Source organism: Streptomyces ipomoeae 91-03 (assembly GCF_000317595.1).
Taxonomy (GTDB): domain Bacteria; phylum Actinomycetota; class Actinomycetes; order Streptomycetales; family Streptomycetaceae; genus Streptomyces; species Streptomyces ipomoeae.
In genome coordinates this window covers 21938-39477 of the sequence record NZ_AEJC01000406.1, presented here as the reverse complement: position 1 = coordinate 39477, position 17540 = coordinate 21938, and the positions used below count along the sequence as shown (strand labels likewise).

Sequence of the window (17540 nt, the reverse complement as noted above, 5' to 3'; positions counted from 1 at the left end):
TCAGTGCATTCATGCCACCGATCACTGGCGCGGTGTGTACGGCCGGTGAAAGCACGTTACCGCCGGGTACCCAAAGTCGTCCGCTCCGGAATACCCTGCGCGTCATGACGGACTCGCAGGCCCCCGAAAAGACCGGCACGGCACGGACGACCGGCACCAACCCCCTTGCCCCCGCCCCCGCCGGCGCCCGTACCGCAGCCGACGTGGTCACCCCGGAACTGGTCGCCCAGCTCACCAAGGGCGTGGTCGGCTCCGGCAGGACCGCCAACCACACGCCGTTCACCGGCGAGAAGCTCGCCGACCTGCCCGAGTCCACCCCCGAGGACGTGGAGAAGGCCTACGAGCGGGCCCGCGCCGCCCAGGCCGTCTGGGCCCAGGTGCCGGTGCGCGAACGGGCCGCCGTCCTCCTCCGCTTCCACGACCTCATCCTCGAACGCCAGGCCGAGGTCCTCGATCTGATCCAGCTGGAGACCGGCAAGGCCCGTCTGCACGCCCACGAGGAGGTGCAGGCCGTCGCGGTCGCCGCCCGGCACTACGGCCGCAAGGCCCCCGCGTACCTCAAGCCGAAGCGGCACACCGGCGCTGTACCGACCCTCACGAAGGTCACCGAACTCCGCCATCCGCGCGGCGTGGTGGGCCAGATCGCCCCCTGGAACTACCCGCTCGAACTCTCCGTCGGCGACGCGATCCCCGCCTTCGTGGCGGGCAACGCGGTCGTGATGAAGCCGGACACCGAGACCTGCCTCACCGCCCTCTGGGCCCGGGACCTGCTCATCGAGGCCGGCCTGCCCGCCGAGGTCTTCCAGGTCGTCATCGGCGAGGGCCCCGTCGTCGGCCCCGAGGTCGTCCGGCACGCCGACTACGTCTCCTTCACCGGCTCCACCCGCACCGGCCGCGAGGTCGCCCAGGGCGCCGCCGCCCGCCTCGTCGGCGTCTCCCTCGAACTCGGCGGCAAGAACGCCATGCTGGTCCTGGAGGACGCCGACATCGACAAGGCGGCGGCGGGCGCCGTCCGCGCCTGTTTCTCCTCCGCGGGCCAACTCTGCATCTCCATCGAGCGCTTGTACGTCCACGAGTCCATCGCCGATGCCTTCCTGGAGCGCTTCGCCGCCCGCACCAAGGCCATGCGCCTCGGCACATCCCTCGCGTACGGCGCCGACATGGGCTCCCTGGTCGGCGACCGCCAGTTGGAGACGGTCACGCGGCACGTCGACGAGGCCGTGGCGAAGGGCGCGAAGGTGGTGGCCGGCGGCGTCGCCCGCCCCGACATCGGCCCCTACTTCTACGAGCCCACGATCCTCGACGGCGTCTCGGAACCCATGGCGGTCTGCACGGAGGAGACCTTCGGCCCCGTCGTCTCCATCTACCGCTTCACGGACGAGGACGCCGCCATCGAGGAGGCCAACTCCACCGCGTACGGCCTCAACGCCTCCGTCTGGACCAAGGACGGCCGCCGAGGCCACGCCGTCGCCGCCCGCCTCCGCGCCGGAACGGTCAACGTCAACGAGGGCTACGCCTCCGCCTACGGCAGCGTCCAGTCCCCCATGGGCGGAATGAAGGACTCCGGCCTGGGCCGCCGCCATGGCTCCGAGGGCATCCTCAAGTACACCGAGGCCCAGACGGTGGCCCAGCAACGCCTGCTGCCGATGGCCCCGTCGTTCGGCATGGACGACGAGAAGTACGCGCAGTTCATGAGCCGCAGCCTCCGGGCGATGAAGGCACTCCGGTTGCGCTAGCTGCTTTCGCTTTCAGGGGCGCGGGGAACTGCGCGAGCAACCACAGACGGCCCGCACGGACACTCAACGAGGAGCAAACGTGCCTCAAGGCGCTTACGACTACGACGTCATCGTGATCGGGTCGGGCTTCGGCGGGAGCGTCACCGCCCTGCGCCTGACCGAAAAGGGCTACAAGGTCGGCGTCCTGGAAGCGGGCCGCCGCTTCACTCGCGCCACCCTCCCCAAGAACTCCTGGGACCTCAAGAACTACCTCTGGGCGCCGAAACTCGGCATGTACGGCATCCAGCGCATCCACCTGCTGGGCAACGTCATGGTCCTGGCCGGAGCCGGCGTGGGCGGCGGCTCGCTCAACTACGCCAACACCCTCTACGTACCGCCGAAGGCCTTCTTCGACGATCCCCAGTGGAAGGACATCACCGACTGGCAGGAGGAGTTGCGGCCGTACTACGACCAGGCGCGCCGCATGCTCGGCGCACGGCTCAACCCGACGACGACCCCGTCGGATGTCCACCTGAAGGCCGCCGCCGAGCGGATGGGCGTCGGCGACAGTTTCCACATGGCCCCGGTCGGCGTCTTCTTCGGCGACGGAGACGACGCCGACGGTACGGCCAAGGCCGCGCCCGGCGAATCCGTGGCGGACCCCTACTTCGGCGGCGCGGGCCCCGCACGCAACGCCTGCACCGAATGCGGCGAGTGCATGACCGGCTGCCGCCACGGCGCGAAGAACACCCTGAACGAGAACTACCTGTACCTCGCCGAGAAGGCGGGCGCGGTGGTCCACCCGATGACGACGGTCGTCGCGCTCACCGAGGACTCGCAGGGCGGCTACGCCGTGACGACCCTCCCGACCGACAACCGCAAGAAGGGCAGGGCCCGTGTGCTGAAGGCCCGCCGGGTCGTCCTCGCGGCCGGCACCTACGGCACCCAGACCCTGCTGCACCGCATGAAGGCGAACGGCCAACTGCCGCACATCTCGGACCGGCTGGGCATGCTCACCCGCACCAACTCCGAGGCCCTGGTCGGCGCCCAGACCGACAACCGCCGCTACCGCAAGGCCCACGGCACGCCCAAGGTCGACTTCACGCGGGGCGTGGCGATCACCTCGTCCATCCACCCCGACGAGAACACCCATATCGAGCCGGTCCGCTACGGAAAGGGATCGAACTCGATGGGCGGCCTGTCGATCGTCCAGGTCCCGTACGCCGGCGCCACCGCGTCCGGAGCGTCACGCGTCCTCGGCTGGCTGGCGTACGCCGCCAAGCACCCGCTCCTGGTGGCCCGCTCGATCTCCAACCGCCGCTGGTCGGAGCGGACGATCATCGCCCTCGTGATGCAGTCCCTGGACAACTCCCTCACCACCGGTCTGAAGGCCAAGGGCCTGGGCAAGGGCCTGTTGACGGCCCGCCAGGGCCACGGCGCCCCCAACCCCACCCAGATCGAGTCCGCCACGACGGCCGCCTCCGCCATCGCCACCGAGATCAACGGTTTCCCGGGCAGCAACGTGGGCGAGCTGATGGGCACCCCGCTCACCGCCCACTTCCTCGGCGGCTGCCCCATCGGCGTCACCGCCGACGAGGGCGTCATCGACCCGTACCACCGCCTCCACGGCCACCCCGGTATCTCGGTCGTCGACGGCGCCGCGGTCTCCGCGAACCTGGGCGTCAACCCGTCCCTGACGATCACCGCCCAGGCCGAGCGCGCGATGTCCTACTGGCCCAACAAGGGCGAGCCCGACCCCCGCCCGGCCCCCGGCGCGGCCTACGAACGCCTCCGCCCGGTGGCCCCTCACGCCCCGGCGGTCCCGGCGAACGCCTTCGGCGCGCTACGGCTGCCGCTGATGCCGGTGCCGACGGTGCCGACGGTGCCGCCGAAGAAGTAGAAGAAGTAGAAGAAGTAGCAGAGGACGAAGCGCGCAAGAAGAAGGCGAAGCAGAAGCAGGAAGTGAAGAAGGACCCGCACCCCCCTCCGAGCGCGGGTCCTTCTTCTGCGTCTCCCTGCGTGCGGGGCATGACGCCTTGCGCAGTCCCAGGTGTGACTTATGCAGGGTGTGACCGGCGAGGTGTGTGAAGGGTTGCCCTTGCGATCACACTTTTTTGGAGTGACGTGAGTCACGTCTTGATGAGGCTGGGGTGACGGAAGGGACGGGTTGACGTGGCTGCCGGGATTGCCGGGACGCGATGTCACAAACGTGATCTGGACATGATCTGATGGGCCCCCTGTGCAGCCTCTGTGAGGCATGAGACGAGCACCATCGAAAGTGATGAGGACGGGGAACGTGACGGGGATCGTGAAGTCGGGGAAGCCGGGGTCGGGGACGTCGAGAATGGCGCGGGCAGTGGTGACCGTGTCGGTCGTGACCGCGCTCGGATTCACCGCGGCCTGCGGCGGTGGCGGCGACGAGGACAAGGACGCGAAGGCGTCGGCGACGGCGACTGCCTCGGCCGCCGACGAGAAGAAGGACACGGCGGGCCAGGCCGCGCTGACCGAGGCCCAGCTGAAGAAGGCCGTGCTGGCCGATGGTGACGTCAAGGGATACGAGATCGCGGAGAAGTCCGCGGCCGAGATGCCCGCCGAGACCGTCCCCGCGAACCCGGCGGCCTGCCAGCCCCTCGCGAACATGTTCTACTTCACCTCCGACCCGGGTGCCGAGGCCCGCGTCGGCCGCACCCTCACCGAGAAGAGCGACCTCACCGGCACGGTGGTCACGGCCGCCCTCCTCGCGTACGAGCAGAGCGACGCGGAGAAGGTGATCGCCGATCTGCGTACGGCGACGAAGAGCTGCACCAAGTACGAGCAGGTCGGCAACAAGTACAGCGACGTCGAGGCCCTTTCCGCGCCGAAGCAGGGCGACGAGGCCGTCGCGTACAAGCTGAAGGGCGACATCGAGGGCACCTCGATACCGATGAGCTTCACCGTGGTGCGCAGCGGCTCGACCCTCGCCGCGTTCTACGCGATGAACATCCTCGACGCGAAGAAGGCCCAGGTGCCGACGGCGGTCCTGGAGGCCCAGCTGGCGAAGCTGGAGAAGGCGACCGGCTGACGGCCCGGATATAGGCACGGCATCGGGCCCGGATTCAGGTACGGCATGACGAAGGGTCCCGCGGAAGGAGTTCGCGGGGGCCCTTCTCGGTGAGCACGACGACTGCGACTATGGCTGTGACTGCGGGCTGTTCTGGCATCGTGCTGGACGGGGAACGGCCTCCGTAACCGTTTCGACCACCCTTGAACAGATTCCGCCGGTCGGCCCCGGGCGTCCCCGGAGCCGACCGTTCTCTTGAGTGACCGGGCTGCTGTCCCCTGCAGTCCGGTCACAACCCTGGAGCGAGGTCCCACGACGCACGGCACGATCCGCACGCCTCATCGCTCCAGCGGAGCCACGCGTGGTTCTTTCGGGCCCGGACCTGGCTGGCACGGACACCGGGACCAACGAAGCGTGTCGTACGGCGGTCACGCGCCGTACGGGTGAGAGAGAAGGCGTACGTACGTGCGCCACGAGTGCGCTGCCGCCGCGCGCCGGGAGCACGGACCGGACCACTGAGCGCCGCCCGGCGAACCGATCGGGGAGACCGGCAGGCCTGACGGCGGCACCGGTCAGGCCTGCCGGCCGGACCGGCGGTCGACCGGAGCGGGTCGGCGGTCGACCGGAGCGGGCCGGTGGTCGACCGGAGCGGGTCGGTGGTCGACCGGACCGGAGCGGGCCAGGGGTTGATCTGAGCGGGCCGGTGGTCGGCCGGGGCGGACCAGGGGCGATCGCGGCGCCGGGCCGGCGTCGGTCAGATACGTCCTCGGCACAGTTCCAGCAGGGTCATGGCGAGCGCGGTGCCGGGCTTGCCGAGGGCGTCCCTGTAGTGGGCGAGGACCTCCATCTCGCGCGACAGGTTCACCCGCCGTCCGCCCGACTCGATCCGAGCCTCCTGGATCACGGCCGACACCGCCATCCGTTCCTGCACCAGTCCGATGATCCGGTCGTCGAGCGCGTCGATCCGTTCCCGAGCACCACTGATCACATCAGCGGCCTCAGCGGTACGCGCACCGGTCCTGTCGCTCGCGGTCACACTCATCTCAGGGCTCCTCATCCGTTGGAGACGGCCCCCCGACCCGACAAGCCCCGAAAACGCCGAACGCCCCGGACCTTGTCGGCCCGGGGCGCCTGGGAAGTCGCTTGTCAGCAGCTCAAGCAACACGACCATGGCAGCCGGCGGGCCGGTTGCCATAGGTAAAGACAAAGGTCGAGTGCGAGAACATGGGGCTCAGTATGCCACGCCATGGCCACCCGATCCGGGAGTCTTCGACGCTCGCCCTGTAGCCGACCGAGTCGGGTGGGTGGGCGGAAGAGCTCGGGGGCCGGGGGCGGAGCCCCCGGTGGCCCGCATCAACAGAGGGTGCCCCGGTAGACTCGGCAACCACAGACCCCCGCCCAACCGCCGGAAGGCACCCCGTGTCATCAGCGACCCCCGCTGCCAACGCCCCCGACACCGTTCTGGTCGTCGACTTCGGTGCGCAGTACGCCCAGCTCATCGCCCGTCGCGTCCGCGAGGCCCGGGTCTACAGCGAGATCGTGCCGAGCACCATGCCGGTCCCGGAGATGCTCGCCAAGAACCCGGCGGCGATCATCCTCTCCGGCGGCCCCTCCTCGGTCTACGCCGAGGGCGCCCCCCGCCTCGACCGCGAGCTCTTCGACTCCGGCGTCCCGGTCTTCGGCATGTGCTACGGCTTCCAGCTGATGGCCCAGACCCTCGGCGGCACGGTCGACAACACGGGGGCGCGCGAATACGGCCGCACCCCCCTGCACGTATCCAAGTCCGGGTCCACCCTCTTCGAGGGCACCCCCGACGAGCAGTCGGTGTGGATGTCCCACGGTGACGCCTGCTCCGCCGCCCCCGAGGGCTTCACGGTCACGGCCTCCACCGACGTCGTACCGGTCGCCGCCTTCGAGAACGACGAGAAGAGGCTGTACGGCGTCCAGTACCACCCGGAGGTCATGCACTCCACGCACGGCCAGCAGGTCCTGGAGCACTTCCTGTACCGCGGTGCCGGTCTGACCCCCTCCTGGACCACCGGCAACGTCATCGAGGAGCAGGTCGCCGCCATCCGCGAGCAGGTCGGCGACAAGCGCGCCATCTGCGGCCTGTCCGGCGGCGTGGACTCCGCGGTCGCCGCGGCCCTTGTCCAGAAGGCCATCGGCTCCCAGCTGACCTGCGTGTACGTCGACCACGGCCTGATGCGCAAGGGCGAGACCGAGCAGGTCGAGAAGGACTTCGTCGCGGCCACCGGCGTCCAGCTGAAGGTCGTCGACGCGGAGGAGCGGTTCCTCAAGGCGCTCTCCGGGGTGTCCGACCCCGAGGAGAAGCGGAAGATCATCGGGCGCGAGTTCATCCGCGTCTTCGAGCAGGCACAGGCCGAGATCATCGCGGACGAGGGACCGGCGGTGGAGTTCCTCGTCCAGGGGACCCTGTACCCCGACGTGGTCGAGTCCGGTGGCGGCACCGGCACCGCCAACATCAAGTCCCACCACAACGTCGGCGGCCTCCCCGAGGACCTCGAGTTCAAGCTGATCGAGCCGCTCCGCAAGCTGTTCAAGGACGAGGTGCGGATGGTCGGCCAGGAGCTCGGCCTCCCGGACGAGATCGTCCAGCGCCAGCCGTTCCCGGGCCCCGGCCTCGGCATCCGCATCGTCGGCGAGGTCACCAAGGACCGCCTCGACCTGCTCCGCGAGGCCGACGCCATCGCCCGCGAGGAGCTGACGGCGGCCGGTCTCGACCGTGACATCTGGCAGTGCCCGGTGGTCCTGCTCGCGGACGTCCGCAGCGTCGGCGTCCAGGGCGACGGCCGCACCTACGGCCACCCGATCGTCCTGCGCCCGGTCTCCTCCGAGGACGCCATGACCGCCGACTGGTCGCGACTGCCGTACGACGTCCTCGCGAAGATCTCCACCCGGATCACCAACGAGGTCACCGACGTCAACCGCGTCGTCCTGGATGTGACCAGCAAGCCGCCGGGCACGATCGAGTGGGAGTGACCCTCCGGTCGCTGAAGGTCAGGTCCGCTTGAGGGTCCGCACCGGCTCTCCGGGCTTCCAGACCTGGACGACCAGATACTTGTCGTCCTCGACGTAGGTCCGTACGACCTCCGTCAGCTCGGTGCGGAAGAGGTGGAACGGCTCCGGCGGTTCCACCTCTTCGCCGTACGCGGCCTTGACCTCGGGATCGTCGACCTCGACGGCCCGCCCGCCGATCCGTACGTCACCCCCGCCCATCTCCGTACCCGGGCCCGGATTGGCCTGCAGCGCGAAGCGCGGGTCGCGGCGCAGGTCGAGCGCCTTGAGCGAGCCCGGCATCATCCCCAGCCACAGCTCACCGTTGCGGAACGTGACCTCCAGCCCGGTCGTACGCGGAGAGCCGTCCCTGCGGAGCGTGGCGAGGGCGTGGTGGGTGAAGGCGCCGAAGCGGGCCTCGACGATGGCGGCGAGCTCGGGTTCGGCGGCGACGAAGACCGCCCAGTTGTTCGGTGGCATACGACGAGTCTCACGCGGATACCCGACAACCTCTGTCCGGTTACCCCGGCGACCTTCGCCCAGTCGCCCCGGCCGGGGCACGGCTTGACCCGGGCGGCGCACGGTTTGGGCCGCGAGGTCGCACCGCTCGCCCCAGCGGCCCCGCTACCGCGCTTCCGTGACTTGCGTAACGGTTGCGTACTCTCTTCACGGGACGGACCTGTTCTGCCCGGGCGACCGGCGGTAACTTCCGCTTCGTAAAGGAAGTCAGTCTGGAGGACACATGCACGGGCCCACACCGCCCCTGCCGCTACCCACCGACCAGCTGCGGTTCGCCATGCCGCCGATGCACGAGACGCCGGCGGACGAGCGACAGCACCGCAAGGAACGGCTGGCCGGGGCCCTCAGGATCTTCGGGCGGCTCGGATTCGAGGACGGCGTCTCCGGGCACATCACCGCGCGCGACCCGGAGTTCAGCGACTGCTTCTGGGTCAACCCGTTCGGGATGCCGTTCAAGCACGTCACGGTCAGTGACCTCGTGCTCGCCAACCAGGACGGGCAGGTGATAGAGGGCCGCTACCACGTCAACCAGGCCGCCTTCACCGTCCACGCCCAGGTGCACGCCGCCCGCCCCGACGTCGTCGCCGTCGCCCACTGCCACTCCGTGCACGGGCGCGCGCTGGCGGCGCTCGGCGACCTGATAGAGCCGATCACCCAGGAGTCCTGCGCCTTCTACGAGGACCACGCGCTCTACGACCACTACACGGGTGTCGCCGTGGACGCGGACGAGGGACGACGGATCGCGGCGGTGCTGGGCAGCCGCAAGGCCCTGGTGCTGCGCAACCACGGGTTGCTGACCGTCGGCGACTCGGTGGACGCGGCCGCGTGGTGGTTCCTGTCGATGGAACGCTCGGCCCAGGTCCAGCTCACCGCGAAGGCGGCCGGACGACCGCTCCTCATCGACCACCGCTTGGCCGTGGCGACGCGCGAGCAGGCCGGTGGGGATCTGGTGGCGTGGATCAACTACCAGCCGCTGTGGCAGGACATCAGCCGGAGCGAGCCGGATCTGTTGAGCTGACGGTCGTTCCTGCCGGGTGCGCCGATGCCGATCAGAAGTCTCGTAGGACCGCTGCCTTCGTCGCCGCGAACTCCTCGTCCGTGAGCACGCCATCGCGGTGCAACGCGCCCAGCTCCCGCAGGCGGCGCAGGAGGACGTCGTGGTCGGGGGGTGGGACGGCGGCTTCGGCCGGTCGCGCTCTGTCCACGTGGCCGTTCGCGCGAGTCGACGGGTGGGGGAGTCGGGCGGTGACGGCCGTGGCGACCAGGGCCGTGAGGAGGTCGCGGCGGGTACTGCCCCACAGGTCGAGGGCGAACGGGTCCCTCTCGGGCGGCAGTTCGGAGAACACGGTCTCGCGGGTCACGAAGCGCAGGAAGCCGTCCTCGTGACCGGAGTTGGGCAGCCACTCCACCTGGACGAGATCGGCGAGATCGATGATCCGTGGGCCGGTCGCGCGTTTGACGCGGTCGGAGGTGTCGTTCCAGTCGATCCTGACCTGCGTACCGTCGAAGGAGACCGTGCCGTCGCTGGACCGGACGGACACCGGAACCGGCGGCCCGGGCAGCAGATAGGCCTTGGCGGGCTCCTTCGTGGTCTGTTCGAGGAGCATGGCCTGCCGTATCTCCTCCGCCACATACTCGGCGACCCCCGAGCGGTCCAGATCGACCGTCAGCCGGTACGGGTCGGCCGCGTCCGGCAACCGTCCGCCGGTGGCCTGGAGCAGCGGATCGCTGCCCTCGCGAAGTCGTAACCGGAGCCGCCCGCGCTTGCGTTCGGGCTCGAACACGACACCGGACACCGCCTCCAGCGGCACCGCGATCTCCCCGTACGTCTGCCGGAACAGCGCCACGGAACGGTGCAGCCCCGGTGTGATCCGGACCGTGCCACCGTCGAAGGCCCAGGTCCCGTCCCGTTGGATGATCTCGGCCATGGAGAGATTCTCGCAGCCGGGTCAACACGGGGACCGGCGCTTCACCCCGCGCTCTCCTTGCGCTCAGCGCCCCTGCCGGACGCGGGCCGTGTTCCGTACGGCACAATTCGCTGACATCACGGGGCAGTTGTACGTCCGCACGCCTGTGGTAGTGCGCGGACGTACGTACGAGGCCCCGGTGATCGCGGTGACGACGCCGATGCGGATGACGGCGTCGATCACGGTGGTGGTGCCGGCGATGGTTTCGATGGTTCTGGCGACGGCGAATGCCGAGGGGAAGCGGCCGCGTATGCGGACGCGGCGTGGGAAGGCGGGCTCGGGCGTGGCGGTGCAGGAGGCGAGAGGGGGCATGGGCGCGGGGACCCATCAGGGCGGGTGCATGTGTGGGGACTGCCCGCACGGGGCGCGCGCGGGACACCGGCGGGCGGTCGCCGAGTTCCTGCTGAAGCGGGAGGAGTTCGCGTCGGGGCAGGGGCTGCCCGCGGCGGTCGCGCACTCCGCGTCCGCCTCCCGGCAGTGGGTCTCCGATGAACTCACCCAGTCCGCGGCCGTCGTCGCCGAACGCGGCCGGGCCGAGGGCGAGGCATGGCTCGGCCGACTGTGGCTGCGCACGGCGATCGTCGTGTGGATCGCCGTCGTCGCGCTGCTCCTCATCCAGTCGCTCACCGCGATCGGCGCGGGCTGGACGGCCGCCCGCACCTCCGGCCTCGTCGCCGCCCTGCTGGTGGCCGTGGCGCTGACGGGCACCGGCTATCTGCACCGGGCGCGCGGCGGCGCCCTCGCGCCGGTCATCGGCGAGGACAACCGTCTCTCCACCTCCCGCGCGGTCGCGGCCGGCTGGGTGCTCTTCGTCGTCTTCACGATCCTCGTCCTGGCCGGCCGTCTGGCCGCCGCCTCCGACCACCGCGACCGCGACGCCCTCATCTCCGGCCTCGACCTCGCCCGCGGCGCGGGCATCGTGACCGTCCTGGCCGTCGTCTGCGGCATCGCGGTCCTGGTCCGCCGTGTCGTGGGCCTGCGTGTCCTCGCCCAACGCCTCCAGAAGGTCCGCGCCCACCGCCCCCGCGCCGCCGACCTCCTCACCGACGACTCCGGCCGAGGCAGCTTCACGGACATCCAGTACGTGATCATCTGCACCGTGGCCCTGATCTTCGCGGCGGTACGCCTGGCCCGCCGCCCCGACCAACTCCCCGACCTCCCCTGGGGCCTGGCTCTCCTGGTCCTGGTCTCGGCGGCCACCTACGTCGCCGGCAAGTACGCCGAGGGGGGCCGCCCCGTCATCCTCTCCGTGGTCCGCGCCCGCGAGGCCGGCGATCTCGACGCCCCCATCCGCAACGGCGACGACATCGAGATCCGCGGCGCCGGCTTCGTCCCCCCGGGCGCCCAGACCGCCGACCGCCTCTCCCGCATGGTCGTCCGCATCGGCCCCGTCCACGTCCATGTCCCCCTCGTCCCCGTCCCCGGCGGTTTCAACAACCCCACCGACACCGTCCTCACCGTCCCCGTCCCCGCCGACATCGAACCCGGCAAGGTCGAAGTCCAGGTCGTCACCACAGCCGGCGTGGAAACCAACCGCTACACCATCGAGGTCTCAGCCGACTGAACCACCGACCCACCGATTCCGCTCCGAGCCGTCAACTCCGCGCACCACCGCTCGGACTTCCCACACCGTCCAGCCCTTCCGCGACAGCGGAATACCTCGTACCGCCCCGAACTCTCCCACTGCCCAGCACTGCCACACCGCCCACAGCCGCACGTTCGAGCAGCGGAGCCCACGAGTTCAGAGATGCTCCACGCACCTGGCTCCGACCAGGAGCACAACGCCCCTGACCGGCGCCGGGGCGAAGCCCCGAGGCGGGACGAAGGGGTGGCAGCCCCTGGGGATGGGAGGGGTAGGGGCGGCGGGGCGCGAACAGTCACTGGGGCCGGACGACCACAGGACGAGACCGTGCAAGCCGGAAAAACTCCGACGCGTCATTGAACGCTCCCACCCCTCCGGCCGTATCGTCTGTTGAGGGGTCAACGGCACGGCGGACAAGAGGCGGCGCAGACTGATGACTCACGGCATTCGCACGGACTCCCACACCCCCTACCGCGACGGCGGCGGAGACTGGCGAGACGCAGCCACCCGTTACGCCCTCCTTCCCCTACGCGTCTTCCTCGGCATCACCTTCATCTACGCCGGCCTGGACAAACTCACCGACAGCGCCTTCATGGCGGACTCCGGCTCCGGCTCCATCGGTGACATGATGAGCGCCGCCCGCGACGCCTCCGCGATCCCGGCCCTGATCGACATGGCCCTCAAGAACCCCGTCGGCTTCGGCTACGCCATCGCCATCGGCGAACTGGCCGTCGGCATCGGCACCCTCATCGGCCTCCTGGCCCGCCTGGCCGCCGTAGGCGGCGCCCTCATCTCCCTCAGCCTCTGGCTGACGGTCAGCTGGTCCGCCTCCCCGTACTACTTCGGCAACGACCTCCCCTACCTCATGGCCTGGATCCCCCTCATCCTCGCCGGCGCCCCCATCCTCTCGGTCGACGCCGCCCTCCGCTCCCGACGCGGCAGCAGGCATCGCGTCGGCAACTACCGCTGAGACCCAGTGCGCACCGGCCCCCCAAGGCCACCGCACCGTCAGCCCACGAAGCCGCCGCGCCCTCGGGGCCCACGAAGCCGCCGTCCACACTGACGCCCCACTGTCCACCCCCCACTCGTTCCACCGCGGCCACGACGTACACCGGCGTGCTCAGGGCCTCGACCCTCACTCCGGCTGCCCTGCCGAGGCGGGCCGCCCCTGATCCGAGGCCGGCGGCCCCACCGAACCCTCAAGCCCTATCGGCCCAAGTCGTTCCCCCGATCCATGGGCCCGGTGGATCCAGCTGTCCCTGTCGGCCCAGCCGACCCTGCCGCGCCCTTCGCTCCTGCCGTACCCGTCGACCCTGCCGTTCCCGCCGTACCCGTCGACCCTGCGAGCCCTGTCGTCCCCACCTGCCCCCTCCGCCCCGACGCCCGATGGCCACGTATCGCGTGGTTCAGGAAAGCCACCACGCCCGCGAGGCACAGGCCTGCGATGACGAGCGGTATCACGACGAACCACGGTGTCTCCCAGGCGCCACGCGCGTCGCCGAGATAGAGGGCACCGGCGAAGGTGAGGAAGGCACCGGCGACGAGCTTGCCCGGCTTGAACTCATGCCGCAGCACGGGCCACCTCCGCCTGTCCCACACCGACCTCCAGGTCGACGGTGATCGTGCCGCCGCTCTTCGTACCCTTCGCCGGGGACAGCGTCAGCTGATCACGCTTGTCCGGTGCCACATCCACGTCCTCCTTGTCTTCACCCGGCAACTGGATGTCACCGAGGCCCACCTCTATGTCGAACCGCACGGTGACGTCCGACGGGACCACCACCTTCACCTTGCCCGCGCCCACTTCCACGCTCGTGGCCAGCGTCTGCCCCTTCGGCACATCCACCTTCGTCAGGTCCAGCGTGCCCACGCCCGTCCCCAACTCGTACCGGTCGGCCAGGCTCGCCGCGTTCCGGGGTGTCCACTCTGTACGGGCCCACTCGGTGGTGATGTCCGCCGGGAGCGCCGCCGCGCAGGCCAGGAGGCCTGCCGTGATCACGGCCAGGAAGATCGAGCCCGCTCCCGTACGGCCCAGGAACGCGCTCACGGTTATGCCCAGGCCGAGCACGACCAGCGCGCAGGCCAGACCGGTCTGCAAGCTGGCGGCCAGTGCGCGGTCCTCCCACGTCGCGCTCGTGCCGAGGCCGCCGGCCAGCAACGCGAGCAGGAAGACCCAGCCGCCTATCCAGCGTGGCCCACGCGGTTTCGGCCCGCGCGCGGTGCGTATGTCCTGGCGGTGGGGCGTGCCCCGGGCGATGTTGACCGCAGCCGCGATGTCCCGATCGCGGCTCTCCCACGGGCCCCACAGATAGCCCGTGCCTCCCACATGCGTGCCGTCCTTGACTATCGGGTCGCGCCACCAGGAGGGGTAGGCGGCGGCCACGGGCGGCGCCTGGGCCTCCGGCGGGGCGTCGGCGACGGCCTGCGCGGCCAGTGGATCGGGGTCCTGGGCACCGCGCTGCTGCGACCAGTACCCCGCGCCGGCCAGGAGCAGGGACACGACCACGGAGAAGGTCAGGGCGGTGTTGTTGCTCAGCATGGTGAGGAACACGCCGCAGCCGACCAGTGCGAAGAGCACGGCCGCCAGAGCGTGGCCGTCGACCCTGCCGGTCAGCAGCTTGCGTACCTCGTTCTCCTCCTCGTCGTCGTACGGCACGAAGAGCCAGGCGAAGCCGTAGAAGATGAGGCCGAGGCCGCCGGTCGCGGAGAGCACCGCCAACACGATCCGGAAGATCACCGGATCCATGTCGCACTGCCGCCCGAGCCCGGCACAGACACCGCCCACCATCTTGTACCGCCGGTCGCGACGGAACTTGGACGGAGGCGCGGGGGCTCCGCCCGGGTCGCCGGGAGCGGCGGGACCGGCCGGACCACCGGAAGCGGCAGGCCCAGCGGTACCGTCCCCGGCCGAACCACCTGGGCCCGCGGGCCCAGGGGCGTCCGCCCGAGCTGCCGCGTCGGTGTTGCCCGCTTGGTCCGCTTGATCTGCGCGTGCGCCCGCGCCCGTGCGTGTACCCGCGCCCGCGTACGGGGGTGTCCCCGTACCCGCTTCCTCGTCCGCGCGCGGCTTCTTCGCCGTGCCCGGTGGGGGCACGGCGTCCTGCGAGCCGGTGGTCGGCCCCTCGGTGCCGGGACCCGAGCCGGGGCCCGGCTCCCATGCCGCGTGCTGGTGATCCGTCATGCGTCCATCGTGACCGCCGAGCCGGTCCGATGGCAGTCGGGATGACCCTGGTCGAACCCTGATATCGGCCCGGGGAGGCGTTCGATCATGGGCCGTCCGAAGATCAGGGGCGTCTCGGGGGTCGACCCTGATGCCTCGATCCGCCATGCGTGTGAACATCGATGGCATGCCGGAAGCCGCAGCACTGCCAGTCGACACTCCGCGGCCCCCGCGCAAGCTCTACCGCAGCAGCGACGGTCGCTGGCTCGGAGGCGTGGCGCGAGGGCTCGCCGGACATCTCGGCCTGCCTGTGACCTGGGTGCGGCTCGTGTTCGTCGGGCTGTTCATGGCGGACGGCCTGGGCGCCCTGGTGTACGCGGCGTTCTGGTTCTTCGTGCCGCTCGGCGTGGGCGGAGTGGACAATCAGCGGCCCCCGGCCATCGCCACCGAAACCTCCCCCGACGGCCGCCGCAGACTGGTGGCCCGCAAGCCGGACCGGGGCCAGATCGTCGCCCTCCTCCTCATGGTCGTCGTGGCGATGGTCTTCGTCGGCAATGTGAACCTGGGCGACGGCGCCACCGCGTATCTCGTGCCGACCGTGCTCGTCGCTGCCGGTGTGGCCCTGGTCTGGCGCCAGGCGGACAACGCGCGGCGGGCACGCTGGGCCGAGGTCGGCCGTCGTCGGCGCACGCTCACTCTGCTCCGTACGGTGGCCGGAGTTCTGCTGGTCACCGCGGGCGTCTCCGGGATATTCGTCCTGCAGGGCTCCGCCGCCCACCTCAGCTCGGTGCTCCAGGCGGCCCTCGCGGTCCTCGTCGGCATAACGCTGCTGGCCGGCCCGTACCTCGTCCGTATGACGCAGGACCTCTCCGAGGAGCGCCTGATGCGCATCCGCGCCCAGGAACGCGCGGAGGTAGCGGCCCACGTCCACGACTCGGTGCTGCACACGCTGACGCTGATACAGCGCAACGCGGACAACCCGAGCGAGGTCCGCCGGCTCGCCCGCGCCCAGGAGCGCGACCTGCGCAACTGGCTGTACAAGCCCGAGGGCACGGGCAAGGACGAGGACGAGCAGCCCGGCACGCTCGCCGAGGCCGTACGGCGCAACGCGGCCGAGGTCGAGGACAAGCACGGCGTCCCCATAGAGGTCGTCGTCGTCGGTGACTGCCCCCTCGACGAGGGACTGACCGCGCAGATGCAGGCCGCGCGCGAGGCGATGGTGAACGCCGCCAAGTACGGTGGCGAGGGCGGCGCCGTACAGGTCTACGCCGAGGTCGAGGGCAGCACGGTCTTCGTGTCCGTCCGCGACCGCGGCCCCGGCTTCGACCTCGACGCGATACCCGCCGACCGCATGGGCGTCAGAGAATCGATCATCGGCCGCATGGAGCGCAACGGCGGTACGGCACGGCTCCGCGCCGTACCGGACGGCGGCACGGAGGTCGAGTTGGAAATGGAGAGGGCGGAGACGACGTCATGAGTGACGCGAACGGGGCGAACGACCTTGCCGCACAGGACGGTTCGGGCACCGGACCGGTCGAGGGCCAGGAAGGTCCGGCCGTGCCGGCAGCCGGGCCGGCCGAGGGCGAGCCCGATCGGGCCGGCGGCTCCGGGCCCGGGCGGCATGTGCGGGTCGTGCTGGTCGACGATCACCGTATGTTCCGTACGGGAGTTCAGGCCGAGATCGGTCAGACGGACCGTACGGGTGTCGAGGTCGTGGGCGAGGCGCCGGATGTGGACCAGGCGGTCTCGGTGATCACGAGCACGCGGCCCGAGGTGGTGCTCCTCGACGTCCATCTGCCTGGTGGCGGTGGCGTCGAGGTCCTGCGCCGTTGCTCGGCGTTGATGGCGGACACGGAGCAACCCGTGCGGTTCCTCGCCCTGTCCGTGTCGGACGCGGCGGAGGACGTCATCGGGGTGATCCGCGGTGGCGCGCGGGGCTATGTCACCAAGACGATCACGGGCTCCGATCTCGTCGACTCCATCTTCCGGGTCCAGGACGGGGACGCGGTCTTCTCGCCGCGCCTGGCCGGGTTCGTTCTCGACGCCTTCGCCTCCACGGACGCCCCGCCGGTCGACGAGGATCTCGACCGTCTCACCCAGCGCGAGCGCGAGGTGCTGCGGCTGATCGCCCGCGGCTATGCGTACAAGGAGATCGCCAAGCAGCTGTTCATCTCGGTGAAGACGGTGGAGTCCCATGTCTCCGCCGTGCTGCGGAAGTTGCAGCTCTCCAACCGGCATGAGCTGACGAGGTGGGCGACGGCACGACGGCTGGTGTGACCGGTGACCGTCACGCCGGGGTGACCCGGGGCCACGGGCGGGCGGGGCGGCGTACGACCGCCGTTCCACCGCGCACCCGCCTGGACTTTCGGCCGCACCTCTGCGTACCAGTCGCACCTCTGCGTACCCGCCGTGCCTCCGCGTGCCGGCCGCCCCACGGCGCCCGGCGCGCCTCCGCGCACTGGCCGCGCCTCTGACGCTGCCGACTGCGCGCGCTGCCTTGGCCATGGTGTCCCGCGCCCCACTTGCCGGGCTCCCGCCCACCCCG

The 17540-nt window shown here is 70.6% G+C and carries 13 protein-coding genes; 9 read left to right on the top strand and 4 right to left on the bottom strand.

Features of this window, described 5'->3' with window-relative positions; genetic code table 11:
• Nucleotides 1–104: 104 nt before the first annotated feature.
• From STRIP9103_RS26910 to STRIP9103_RS26900, 3 genes are all read left to right on the top strand, one after another.
• The gene (locus STRIP9103_RS26910) at nucleotides 105–1736 is read left to right on the top strand and encodes a succinic semialdehyde dehydrogenase (protein ID WP_009323974.1); all 1632 of its coding nucleotides are present in this window, start codon (nucleotides 105–107) and stop codon (nucleotides 1734–1736) included.
• A 79-nt stretch (nucleotides 1737–1815) separates the two neighbouring features.
• A complete protein-coding gene (locus STRIP9103_RS26905) occupies nucleotides 1816–3615 on the top strand; it encodes a GMC family oxidoreductase N-terminal domain-containing protein (RefSeq protein ID WP_009323893.1) in 1800 nt (599 codons plus the stop codon).
• Nucleotides 3616–4089: 474 nt separating this feature from the next.
• Nucleotides 4090–4776, top strand: coding sequence for a hypothetical protein (locus STRIP9103_RS26900; RefSeq protein WP_234022300.1), 687 nt, complete (start codon nucleotides 4090–4092; stop codon nucleotides 4774–4776).
• Nucleotides 4777–5509: 733 nt separating this feature from the next.
• Here STRIP9103_RS26900 and STRIP9103_RS26895 read toward each other — a convergent pair.
• Nucleotides 5510–5812 (bottom strand): chorismate mutase, encoded by a 303-nt coding sequence (locus STRIP9103_RS26895; RefSeq protein ID WP_078614054.1) that lies wholly within the window; start codon nucleotides 5810–5812, stop codon nucleotides 5510–5512.
• A 362-nt stretch (nucleotides 5813–6174) separates the two neighbouring features.
• On the opposite strand from STRIP9103_RS26895, the gene guaA reads away from it, so the two are divergent.
• Nucleotides 6175–7755 carry a glutamine-hydrolyzing GMP synthase gene (gene guaA / locus STRIP9103_RS26890; protein WP_009323897.1) on the top strand — a complete coding sequence of 527 codons (1581 nt, stop codon included), beginning with the start codon at nucleotides 6175–6177 and terminating at the stop codon, nucleotides 7753–7755.
• A gap of 18 nt (nucleotides 7756–7773) precedes the next feature.
• Here the strand turns inward: guaA and STRIP9103_RS26885 are convergent, their stop codons facing one another.
• On the bottom strand, nucleotides 7774–8250 hold the full coding sequence (locus STRIP9103_RS26885; RefSeq protein WP_009323922.1) for a pyridoxamine 5'-phosphate oxidase family protein: 477 nt from the start codon (nucleotides 8248–8250) through the stop codon (nucleotides 7774–7776).
• Nucleotides 8251–8512: 262 nt separating this feature from the next.
• Between STRIP9103_RS26885 and STRIP9103_RS26880 the strand changes: the two genes are divergently transcribed.
• Entirely contained in the window at nucleotides 8513–9307 is a 795-nt protein-coding gene (locus STRIP9103_RS26880) for a class II aldolase/adducin family protein (RefSeq protein ID WP_009323931.1), read from the top strand.
• Nucleotides 9308–9338: 31 nt separating this feature from the next.
• Here the strand turns inward: STRIP9103_RS26880 and STRIP9103_RS26875 are convergent, their stop codons facing one another.
• On the bottom strand, nucleotides 9339–10217 hold the full coding sequence (locus tag STRIP9103_RS26875; protein WP_009323956.1) for a DUF4429 domain-containing protein: 879 nt from the start codon (nucleotides 10215–10217) through the stop codon (nucleotides 9339–9341).
• A gap of 349 nt (nucleotides 10218–10566) precedes the next feature.
• Between STRIP9103_RS26875 and STRIP9103_RS26865 the strand changes: the two genes are divergently transcribed.
• Both STRIP9103_RS26865 and STRIP9103_RS26860 read left to right on the top strand, forming a co-directional pair.
• Entirely contained in the window at nucleotides 10567–11820 is a 1254-nt protein-coding gene (locus STRIP9103_RS26865; RefSeq protein WP_009323972.1) for a hypothetical protein, read from the top strand.
• Between the two features lie 451 nt (nucleotides 11821–12271).
• Nucleotides 12272–12808 (top strand): DoxX family protein, encoded by a 537-nt coding sequence (locus tag STRIP9103_RS26860; RefSeq protein WP_009323917.1) that lies wholly within the window; start codon nucleotides 12272–12274, stop codon nucleotides 12806–12808.
• Nucleotides 12809–13399: 591 nt separating this feature from the next.
• Here STRIP9103_RS26860 and STRIP9103_RS26855 read toward each other — a convergent pair.
• The gene (locus STRIP9103_RS26855; RefSeq protein WP_078614053.1) at nucleotides 13400–15016 is read right to left on the bottom strand and encodes a PspC domain-containing protein; all 1617 of its coding nucleotides are present in this window, start codon (nucleotides 15014–15016) and stop codon (nucleotides 13400–13402) included.
• Nucleotides 15017–15146: 130 nt separating this feature from the next.
• On the opposite strand from STRIP9103_RS26855, the gene STRIP9103_RS26850 reads away from it, so the two are divergent.
• Nucleotides 15147–16472: an ATP-binding protein gene (locus tag STRIP9103_RS26850; protein ID WP_009323929.1), complete on the top strand. Its 1326-nt coding sequence runs from the start codon at nucleotides 15147–15149 to the stop codon at nucleotides 16470–16472.
• The gene (locus STRIP9103_RS26845) at nucleotides 16469–17272 is read left to right on the top strand and encodes a LuxR C-terminal-related transcriptional regulator (protein ID WP_009323912.1); all 804 of its coding nucleotides are present in this window, start codon (nucleotides 16469–16471) and stop codon (nucleotides 17270–17272) included. The genes STRIP9103_RS26850 and STRIP9103_RS26845 overlap by 4 nt, the downstream gene beginning before the upstream one ends.
• Nucleotides 17273–17540 lie beyond the last annotated feature (268 nt).